General features: G+C 56.3%; 3 protein-coding genes. All 3 read left to right on the top strand.

The genetic code is table 11. The features are described 5' to 3' along the window. The coding region (locus tag ACQ76X_RS35150) for an amino acid adenylation domain-containing protein (RefSeq protein WP_438498512.1) at nt 1-7412 on the top strand (7412 nt) is incomplete at its 5' end. 310 nt (nt 7413-7722) lie between these two features. Then, on the top strand, nt 7723-8985 hold the full coding sequence (gene fabD / locus ACQ76X_RS35145; protein ID WP_438498513.1) for an ACP S-malonyltransferase: 1263 nt from the start codon (nt 7723-7725) through the stop codon (nt 8983-8985). Between the two features lie 14 nt (nt 8986-8999). Continuing rightward, nucleotides 9000-11676: non-ribosomal peptide synthetase (locus tag ACQ76X_RS35140; RefSeq protein ID WP_438498510.1), on the top strand; the 2677-nt coding region annotated here is incomplete at its 3' end.

Here is an 11676-nt window from a genome sequence, read left to right as displayed (position 1 = left end):
GCTTCGTGCGGCCGTTCGCACTGGGTCAGGCGCCGCTGCTGCGTGTTGAACTGCTGCGGCTGGCAGAGGAGCGCCATTGGCTGGTGTGGGACATGCATCATATCGTGTCGGACGGCGTGTCGATGAACCTTCTGGTGTCGGACTTCATGGCGGCGTATGCCGGCGGGGAGCTGGGGCCGCTGCGGATCCAGTACAAGGACTACGCTGTCTGGCAGCAGAGCACGCTCGGGGTGGAGCGGATGCAAGGGCATGAGGCGTATTGGCTGTCGGCTTATGCGGAGGAAGCGCCGGTGCTGGAGCTGCCGACCGATCGGACGCGTCCGGTGGTGCCAAGCAGTGAAGGCGGACGGGTTCATGCGGAGATTAGCATGGACGTGGTAGAAGGGCTGAAGAAGGTCGCAGCTGAAACCGGAGCCACGCTGTACATGGTGCTGCTGGCCGCCTATAATGTGTGGCTGCACAAGTACACGGGGCAGAGCGACATTGTGGTCGGGACGCCGGTGTCGGGACGGACGCATGCGGATACGGAGCCGATGATCGGGATGTTCGTAAACACGCTGGCGCTGCGCAACGCCCCGTCCGGGGACAAGCGGTTTATGGACTTCCTGCGCGAAGTGAAGGAGCGGACGCTGGCGGCATTTGAGCATCAGGACTATCCGTTCGAGGAACTGGTCGAGAAGCTGAACGTGCGGCGCGATATGAGCCGCAACCCCTTGTTTGACACGATGCTGGTGCTGCAGAACATGGAGCAGGCGCGCTTTGGCCTGGCGGATGTTGACGTTCGTCCGGTCGAGCTAAACCACCGGGCGACGAAGTTCGATCTGACGCTAAATGTGTGGGAAGCCGAGAACAATCTTCTCCTGGCGCTGGAATACAGTTGCGCGCTGTTCAACGAGGAGACGGCCGGGCGGTGCCTGGTGCACTTCGTGCAGCTCTTGACCCAAATCGCCGGGCAGCCGGAAGCAAGCATCGGCTCGTATGAGCTCGTGACAGCGGAGGAGAAGCAACAGCTGCTGCATGCGTTCAATGACACAGCGGCGGCGTATCCGCAGGAAGCGACGATCCACGGTCTGTTCGAGGCGCAGGTGGAGAAGACGCCGGATGCGGTGGCGGCCGTGTACGGGGATCAGCAGCTGACCTATGCGGAGCTGAACGCGCGGGCGAACCAGCTGGCGTGGAAGCTGCGCGGGCAAGGTGTAGGGCCAGAAACGATTGTAGCGATTATGGCGGAACGCTCGCTGGAGCTGATGGTAGGACTCTATGGCATCCTGAAGGCAGGCGGCGCGTACTTGCCGATCGATCCGGCATACCCGGCAGAGCGCATCCAATACATGCTCGGGGACAGCGGCGCGGCGGTACTGCTGATTCAGCCCGGCCAGGATTCATGCGGATTTGAGGGGACGGTCATCGAGTTGACGCATGGAGGGCGGGTGCAATCCGAGGCCAATCCGCCGCTAGAGCCGGATTCCCGGCGTTTGGCGTATGTGATCTATACCTCGGGGACCACTGGCAACCCTAAAGGGGTCATGATTGAGCATCGCGCGGTGGTCAACCGTCTGCAATGGATGCAGAACCGCTACCCGATCGGAGAAGGGGACGTCATTCTGCAGAAGACGCCGATAACGTTCGACGTTTCGGTGTGGGAGTTGTTCTGGTGGGGCATGACCGGGGCCAAGGTCTGCATGCTTCCGCCGCAGGGAGAGAAAGATCCGGCGGTGCTGGCCGAAACGATAGAACTTCACGGCATCACGGTTATGCATTTTGTGCCGTCGATGCTGAGCGTCTTCCTGGAGCAGGCCGGACAAGCGTTTAGTCCGGAGAAACTCGGGAGCTTGCGCCGGGTATTAGCCAGCGGGGAAGCGCTGAAGACGCAGCATGTGACCGGCTTCTACAAGTTAATGGAGGGAATCGGAGCGACTCTTCACAACCTGTACGGGCCAACGGAGGCCACGGTGGATGTCGCGTATTACGATAGTGCTTCGACCTTCGCGGAAGCGGCGGTGCCGATCGGGGGGCCGATTGCCAATACACAACTGTACATTGTGGATGAAAACCGGCAGCTGCAGCCGATGGGCGTCGCGGGTGAACTGTGTATCGCGGGAGACGGCTTAGCGCGGGGTTACTTCAACCGGCCGGAGCTGACGGCGGAGAAATTCGTAGACAACCCGTTCGAGCCGGGTGCGCGGATGTACCGGAGCGGGGATTTGGCGAGATGGCTGCCGGGCGGCAACCTGGAGTACCTGGGCCGGATCGACCATCAGGTGAAGATCCGCGGCTACCGGATCGAGTGCGGGGAGATTGAGGCGCGGCTCATGGCGCATGCGCATATCCGCGAAGCGGTGGTCTTGGCCCGTGAGGACGAGCAAGGGCAGGCGTACTTGTGCGCGTATCTTGTAAGCAACGAAGCTGTTCCGGTAACGGAGCTGCGTGCGCACCTGACGGTACAGCTGCCGGATTACATGATTCCGTCCTACTTTGTGGCCATGGATGGAATCCCGTTGACTGCCAACGGCAAACTGGACCGCAAGGCGCTGCCGGCACCGGAAGCGGCTCATACCGGCAGCGTATACGAAGCGCCAAGCACGCCGACGCAACGGCAACTGGCAGAGATTTGGCAGGAAGTGCTGGGGGCGGAGCAGGTCGGCGTCCACGATAACTTCTTTGTGCTGGGCGGCGACTCGATCAAGGCGATCCGTCTGGTCAGCCGGATGAATCGTGACATGGAGGCGGATCTCCCGCTAAAAGAGCTTTACCTGCATCAGACCATCGGAGAGCTGGCCGAGCTTTTGGCGCAGGAGTATGAGCCGAACCGGCAGCTGGAATCGGGGCGGGAGATGCTGGAGCAGATGAAGCGGCGCATCATGGTGGACCCCGAGCATTTGAAGCACCTGCCAGAAGATTGCGAGGATGTGTATCCGCTTAGCAAAATTCAGCAGAGCATGGTGTTCTACTCGAGATTGCGGCCGGAGGAGCCGATCTACCACGACCAGTTTGTGTATCATTTCAAAATCGTGTCAGTGGAACAGTTTGCCGAAGCACTGCAGCGGTTATCCGACAAGCATCCGATTCTGCGCACCACCTTCGATCTTAACCATTTCGAGGAAGAGGTCCAGATCGTGCACGCCCGGATCGTGCCAGCGCTTTCGGCGGAGGATGTCTCTTCACTTGGCCTGAAAGAGCAGGAGCACGTTATCCGCGCGTATATCGAGCAGGACCAGCGCCACTTGTTCCGCTTCGACGGCGAGGTGCTGTGGCGAGTTCGGTTGTTCCGGCTGAATAGCCAGCATGATTATTGCATGGTGTTTACGTTCCACCATGCGATTCTGGACGGCTGGAGCGTGGCTTCCTTCCAGCAGGAGTTTGCAAACATTTATCAGCAGCTGCTACAGGGAAACCCGGCGGAGATTAAGCCGCTGCAAAGCAGCTATAAGGATTATGTGGCCATCAACCGGTTCCGGGAGAGCGACGAGGAGAGCCGACAATATTGGATCAACGAATTGGCGGGGTATACCCGCAATAAGCTGCCGTTTAACTACGCAGGCAAGAAGAGGGACCGTGGGGCAGTCAGCAAAATTTATCGCAGGCCACTGAGCAGCACGCTGCTGGGAGCCTTGAAGCGGCAGGCGAAGCGGTACGGTTGTACCGTCAAGGAACTGTGCTTGAGCGCGCACGTATATTTGCTGGGCATCCTGACGACGGAGGAAGAGATTGTCACGGGCGTGGTCAGCCATGACCGGCCGCCAATCGAGGATGCAGACAAAGTGCTGGGCTGCTTCCTGAATACGGTGCCGATCCGCATGGGGGTAGCGCGTGAAGTGTCCAAGTCGGAATTGGTGAACCGTACCAAGCAGCAGCTTGCACACATGAAGGCGCATGAACTGTTTTTGGTCGATATCGCCCATGCGATCGGCGATGTATCGAGCCCGTCGGTCAACCCGATCTTCGATACGCTGTTTAACTATACGGATTTCCATGTGCTGGAGGAGATGGGGCCGAGACAAGAGTTGGCATCGGAGACGGCGGCGCTGAGCTTGGAAGCAAACGAAATGACAAATACGTGGTTTGATCTGGAAGTATCGCAGTACTTTGACAGGCTGAACATGCAGATCAAATATGCACCGGCTTATTTTGAGGACCGGGAGATCGAAACGGCGTTTGCCTGGTACGAACGAATCCTTGAGGCCTTGTGTGACGAGGAGAACGATCTCTTGTCGATGGAGCATCTGATGACGGCTGCGGAGCGGCAAGAGATCGTGTACGAATGGAACCGAACGGATACGCCGTACGCAGTAGAGAAGACGCTGCATCAACTGTTCGGGGAACAAGCAGCGAGGACGCCGGAGCGACCGGCTGTAAGCTGGAACGGCCAGCAGCTGACCTACCGGGAGCTGGACGAGCGGTCGAACCGGTTGGCGAGGCGGCTGCAGGCCCAGGGGGTGAACGTCAATGATCATGTCGGGCTGATGACTGGCCGGGGCTTTGAGATGATCATTGGCATGCTGGCGATTCTGAAAGCTGGCGCGGCGTATGTACCGATGGATCCGGACTATCCGCAAAGCCGGATCGCGCATATGATCAGCCATGCAGGAGTAAGCGTCGTTGTCGCCGATCAGGCGTATGCAGAAATGCCTGCGCAAATCATCGACAGCCGGGACCCTTCGCTGAACGGGCATTCCGGTGAGGCGCTTCACCTGGCCAAAGATTCGCACGAGCTGGCATACATTATTTACACCTCGGGTTCCACCGGAGAGCCGAAGGGCGTCATGATTGAGCATCATTCAGCCGTGAACTTGGTCAGCTGGGTCAATCAGGAATTTGGCGTTCATGAGGAAGATCGGCTGCTGTTCATCACGTCGATGTGCTTTGACTTGTCGGTGTATGACATTTTCGGACCGCTGGCGGCAGGCGCCCGGATTGTGATTGCAGGCCGGGAGCAGGTGCAGGATCCTAAGCAGATGCAGCAGCTGCTGGAACAGGAAGCCATTACGATTTGGGACTCGGTGCCGACGACACTGAACCATGTGCTGCATGGCCTGGAGGAACAGGAGAAGGGCATCCGCCAGCAGGCGTTGCGTCTGGCGCTGGTAAGCGGGGACTGGATCCCGGTGAATTTGGCGGAGCGAGCGAAGGCAGCCTTCCCGAACGTCCAGGTGGTTGGACTTGGGGGTGCGACGGAAGCCACCGTATGGTCCAACTACTATCCGATCCGGGAAGTAACGGCGGATCAAACAAGCATTCCGTACGGCAAGCCGCTGGATAACAACACCTTCTACATACTGGACGCCGATCGGCATCCGGTGCCGTACGGGGTGGCCGGCGAGCTGTATATCGGGGGAGTAGCTGTAGCCAAAGGATATATGAACGATACGGCGAAGACCAGCGCATCGTTTATGGCGAATCCGTTTGTGCCGCAGGGACGGATGTACCGGACGGGTGACATGGGTCGGATGCTGCCGGACGGCAATATGGAATTTCTGGGGCGCCGAGATCATCAGGTGAAGATCCGCGGCTACCGTGTGGAGCTGGGCGAAATCGAGAGCCAGCTGCTGAAGCATGAGGCGGTCCGCGAAGCGGTGGTGATCGACCGGGAGGATGCCGCGGGCGGGAAATACTTGTGCGCGTACGTGGTACTGCAGGAGAAGACAGCATCGGCGGACATTCGGGAGCATCTCGGGCGGGCGCTGCCGTCCTATATGATACCGGGATACATGATGCCGATGGAGCGCTTGCCGCTGACCCCTAACGGCAAGCTGAACCGCAAAGCGTTGCCGGAGCCGGATGCCCGAGTTCATTCGGAAGAACGGTATGAGGCAGCGAGTACCGAGACGGAACGGAAGCTGCTTGGGATTTGGCAGGACGTGCTTGGCGTAGAGAACATTGGGATGCGCGACGACTTTTTTGCAATCGGAGGGCACTCCTTGCGGGCAAGCGCGCTGGTGTCCAAAATCCAGAAGACGATGAACGTAGAGCTGACGCTGCAGGACGTATTCCGACTGCCGACGATCAAGGAGCAGTCGCGGAAGATCGAGGGGATGTCGAAGATGGCATACAGCGCCATCGAACCGGTGAAGCCGGGCAAAAATTATCCGCTGTCTTCGGCGCAGCGGCGGCTATATGTGCTGCATGAGGTGGAGCCGGAGAGCACGCGTTACAACATGCCGGGCGTCGTGGAACTGGCCGGGAAGGTGGATGCGGATCGGCTGGAACAAGCGATTCGCTCGATTATTGCCCGTCACGAATCGCTGCGCACGTCGTTCACGTGGATCGACGGCGAACCGAGACAACAGGTACACGAAGACGTGGCGTTGGAATGGGTATACCGGGCTGCAGATGAAGCGCATGCCCGGGAACTCACCCGGAGCTTCGTGCGGCCGTTCGAACTGAGTCAGGCGCCGCTGCTGCGGGCCGGGCTGCTGCGGCTGGCGGAGGAGCGCCATTGGCTGGTGTGGGACATGCATCATATCGTGTCGGACGGCGTGTCGATGAACCTACTGGTGTCGGACTTCATGGCGGCTTATGGCGGCGTGGAACTGGCGCCGCTCCGGATTCAGTACAAGGACTACGCGGTCTGGCAGCAGGGTACGCTCGAGGTGGAGCAGATGAGAGCGCATGAGGCGTACTGGCTGTCGGCCTATGCGGAGGAAGCGCCGGTGCTGGAACTGCCGACCGACCGGATGCGTCCAGCGGTGCCCAGCAGTGAAGGCGGGCAGGTTCATGCGCAGATCAGCGCGGACGTAGCCGAGGGGCTGAAGCAGATTGCCGCAGAGACCGGAGCGACGCTGTACATGGTGCTGCTGGCGGCCTATAACGTGTGGCTGCACAAGTACACGAGGCAGAGCGACATTGTGGTCGGGACGCCGGTGTCGGGGCGGACGCATGGGGATACGGAGCCGATGATCGGGATGTTCGTGAACACGCTGGCGCTGCGGAATGCCCCGTCCGGAGACAAGCGGTTTATGGACTTCCTGCGCGAAGTGAAGGAGCGGACGCTGGCGGCATTCGAGCACCAGGACTATCCGTTCGAGGAACTGGTCGAGAAGCTGAACGTACGGCGCGATATGAGCCGTAACCCCTTGTTTGACACGATGCTGGTGCTGCAGAACATGGAGCAAGCGATTCTCTATTTAATTGATATTGAGGTTCGCTCCGTTGAACAAGATATTTCGACAACGAAGATGGATCTGACGATGATTGTTGCCGAAGTCGAACAAGGCCTTCAATTATCTTTGGAGTATAGAAGGGATTTATTTGAGCATGGGACGGCAGCGAGACTGCTTCAAGGATTCTGTGAACTTATCAAAGCCACGGTAACCGATCCTTCCGTTTGCATTAAAGAATTAAAGATGGAAATCTTTCAACATGAAAAAGAAGAGGAGGAAGACGAATTATTCGATATTATTCATTTTGAATAACAGGGTCTGTTGTATTACTAGGGTTAATCTTCGGTAACAATGGCCAAGTCGGTTTATATGAATCTAGTTTCTGTGCTGATCGATAGTGTGTACTCTTTCATCTGAATTGGTTACAGAATTCTAGTTCCAGCCACGGAAAACTTCGGATCCACTGGTTTGACAGTTGATCTGGAAAGAAGCTGGAACTAGAATTCACAAAAATCAATTTCTAATTTTGACATATTTATTGCTTTTATAAGTAAAAAAGTAAATATATAAACTTTATTGATATTGTTAGATTCAATATAATGAGGTGTTGCATTTGTATAAAATGGCATTTATATTTCCGGGCCAAGGCTCGCAATATGTTGGGATGGGTCAAGCTTGGCATTCAGCGTATCCAATTGCACGGGAATTGTTCGAAATGGCCAACGATGCTCTTGGTTTCGATCTTAAAAAAATTTGTTTCGAGGGAAATCCGCAAGAACTTAAAAAGACGGAAATTGCCCAACCCGCAATTTTAACCGTAAGTTTGATTGCCTATCGAATCATACTTCAAGAGGTTGAAATTCAGCAGCCCGTCCTTGCGGGTCATAGTCTTGGAGAGATATCGGCATTATGCGCAGCGGGAGCTATATCGTTTGCCGACGCAGTCAAGCTAGTGCATGCCAGAGGGAAATATATGCAGGAAGCGGTGCCGGAAGGCCGAGGTTTGATGTATGCCGTGGTTGGACTTTCATCAGAGCAAGTGAAAGAGATATGCAGGGAGATTTCACTAAATACAGGGACCGTCGTGCCATCTAACTATAATGCTAGCAATCAAACGGTAATATCAGGGGTAAAAGGCGCGGTGGAAGAAGCGGTGATTTCCATGAAACATGCAGGCGCGCAAGTAATACCGTTAAAAGTCAGTGCTCCCTTTCACAGTCCGCTCATGGAACCGGCCGTTGCTCCGTTTCGTGCATTTTTGAACGGACTTACACTTCAGCCTTTGCGGCATACAGTTGTGTCGAATGTTACGGGGGACTTTTACAGCAGTGAACAGGATATTATTCCATTGCTCTCTGACCAATTAATAAAACCGGTTTTGTGGACGGCTTGCATGAACAGGATGGCCGCTCTGCCCGTTCAAGCATTTATCGATACGGGGCCTCGTGAAACACTTGGGCCGCTTTTGAAGGAAGCTTTTCCAGAAGCGAAGGTGTATGCAATAGACTCCGTCCATTCGGCTATGCAGGATTGTCTTGACAACCTGAGGTCAGATCGGGAGAGAAGCCGTCTAAGAGGCAGGGGGAATGTGATAGATAAATGCTTATCTATTGCCGTATGCACCCAAAATCACAATTCAAATGCGGATGAATATCAAAAAAATGTGATCGAGCCTTATAAGATGATTCAGAGAATGAAGGAAGAAGTAACGGTTGCCGGAAAGGAACTGACATTAAAGCAAACGGAGAATGTTCTACATCTGCTTGAGACTATTCTTAAGGGTAAGAAGCTGCCTGCCGATGAACTGAATCTGCGTATGGAGCAGGCGATTAACGAAACAGGTATGCCCGGTTTATTTCAAGGAATTGCTGAGGTTACTCAATGATTGGAGGTTCAACAATGGATTCTTTAACCGTTAGGCTTATGGCTTCCAGCGGTAAATACTCGGAGGCCGTTGATTATTGGCTGGAGCAGCTTGCGGAATCTTCCGCACCGACAACCCTCTCGCTAGGCAGAGAGAACGGTATAGCCGGCCCGTCGTTCCGGCAGGTGGAGCAGCAGCTTTCGAAGGAGACCTTACATCAAGTAGAGTTGCTATCTAAAAACTCGGAACAGGCAATGTTCATGGTCTTAATGTCCGGAACGCTGTTGTTTCTTTCCCGGTATCTGAATCTTGCGGATTTATTAGTAGGTATGCCTCCACTGAAAAAAAAAGGAAGCGAAGAAGTGGCTTCGGCTGTATTGCCGATTCGAATTCAAGCGGACTCTGAGAGTACTTTCAGGGACGTACTGCTCCAGGTGCGCAACGGCTTAACGGAAGCCGCCAAACATCAGAAATTCCCCCATCCTTACATAGCCGAGAAAACCGGGCTACCTATGAACGGTAACGATTTATTGCGTTTCGGTACGATTGTTTCACTTAACAGCATTCACCAAACGATAGACCCTCTTCTCTCTGAATGTCTCATACACATATTTTTTCAAAAGAAGGACGACACCCTTTCCTTTGTACTGCATTATGATGCAAGCCGCTATGCCCATGAGAGTCTGATCAGGTTAAAGCAGCAGCTTGCTTACTTCCTTGAATTAATAATGGAACAGATGAACACGCCGCTTACCCAGATCGATATGGTTTCGGATCAGGAGAGGCAAGAGCTGCTGCACGGGTTCAACGACACAGCGGCGGCGTATCCGCGGGAAGCGACGATCCACGGGCTGTTCGAGGAGCAGGTGAAGAAGACGCCGGATGCTGTGGCAGTCGTGTACGGGGAACAGAAGCTGACCTATGCAGAGCTGAATGCGCAGGCGAATCAGCTGGCGTGGACGCTGCGCGGGCAAGGTGTGGGGCCGGAGTGTATCGTGGCCATCCTGATGGAGCGCTCTTTGGAGATGATCGTCGGGATGCTCGGCATTCTGAAGGCCGGCGGGGCGTATTTGCCGATCGATCCGACCTATCCAGCCGAGCGCATCGCCTATACACTGGCGGACAGCGGGACGCAGTGGCTGGTGACGACCCGTGCCGCCGAGCTTCGGACCCCGGCGTTACCGTTCGCGGGATGCCGGGTATATGCCGGAGAAACAGCCTTGGAAACGGAGCCGGTGCAGGCGGAGAACCCGCTGCAGGCGACGAAGCCGAACGATCTGGCGTACGTGATTTACACCTCAGGAACGACGGGAAATCCGAAAGGGACAATGATCACACACCGGAACGTGGTGCGGCTGTTGTTTAATGACCGCATGGCTTTTGATTTCAACGAACGGGACGTGTGGACGTTGTTCCACTCGTATTGCTTCGATTTCTCGGTATGGGAAATGTACGGAGCGCTGCTTTATGGGGGCAAGCTGGTTGTTGTGCCGCTGATGACGGCGAGGGACCCGGAGCAGATGGTGCGGCTGCTGCGGCAGGAGCGGGTGACGGTGCTCAACCAGACGCCGAGCGCATTCTGTGCGTTGTCAGAGCGGGAAATGGAAGAGGCGGACGCGGAGCTCTGCGTGCGGGCCGTGATCTTTGGCGGAGAAGCGCTGGCGCCGGGCCAATTGCGGGAATGGCGACGGAAGTATCCCCATACGGAATTGATCAACATGTACGGGATCACGGAAACGACCGTGCATGTGACGTACAAGAAGCTGACAGAAGTGGAGATCACAAGCGGCATCAGCAACATCGGCAAGCCGCTTCCAACGCTGCGGGCCTATATTCTCGGCGAAGGGCAGCAGCTGCAGCCGATGGGCGTCGCGGGTGAATTGTGTATCGCGGGGGACGGTCTGGCGCGGGGGTATTTAAACCGGCCGGAGCTGACGGCGGATAAATTCGTCGACAACCCCTTTGAGCCGGGGACGCGGATGTACAGGAGCGGGGATTTGGCGCGATGGCTGCCGGACGGCAACCTGGAATATTTGGGCCGGATCGACCAGCAAGTGAAGATCCGCGGCTACCGGATTGAGTGCGGGGAGATCGAGGGGCGGCTTCTGGCGCATACGCATATCCGCGAAGCGGTGGTCATGGCCCGCGAGGACGAGCAAGGGCAGGCGTACTTGTGTGCGTATCTCGTAAGTGACGCGGCTGTTCCGGTTACAGAACTACGGGAGCACCTGGCGGCACACCTGCCGGATTACATGATTCCGTCCTACTTTATGGAGCTGGAGAAGCTGCCGCTAACGCCTAACGGCAAGGTGGACCGTAAGGCGCTGCCGACGCCGGACCGGGAGACGTACAGCAAAAGCTATGAAGCACCGCGGACAGCCCAGGAAGCCTTGATGGTATCGGTTTGGCAGGAGGTTCTGGGCATCAAGCGGATGGGTGTCAAGGATTCCTTCTTCGAGCTGGGCGGGGATTCAATCAAAGCCGTTCAGATCGCTGCGCGGCTGCGGGGGCACAGGCTGCATCTTGGGATCCGCGATCTGTTCAGGTATCCAACGATCCTGGAGCTGTGCCCTTATGTGCAAACGTTGGCGCACAAGATCGATCAGCGTCCGGTAGAAGGCGAAGTGCGAGTAACTCCGATCCAGCAAAGGTTGTTTGAGCGGTCGCGGCAGCTGCCGCACCATTATAACCAGGCGGTCATGCTGCATCGCC

The organism is Paenibacillus sp. IHBB 3054 (genome assembly GCF_051594305.1).
GTDB lineage: Bacteria > Bacillota > Bacilli > Paenibacillales > Paenibacillaceae > Paenibacillus_AQ.
The sequence above is the reverse complement of the archived record's forward strand: the minus strand, read 5'-3'. Positions and strand labels throughout refer to the sequence as shown.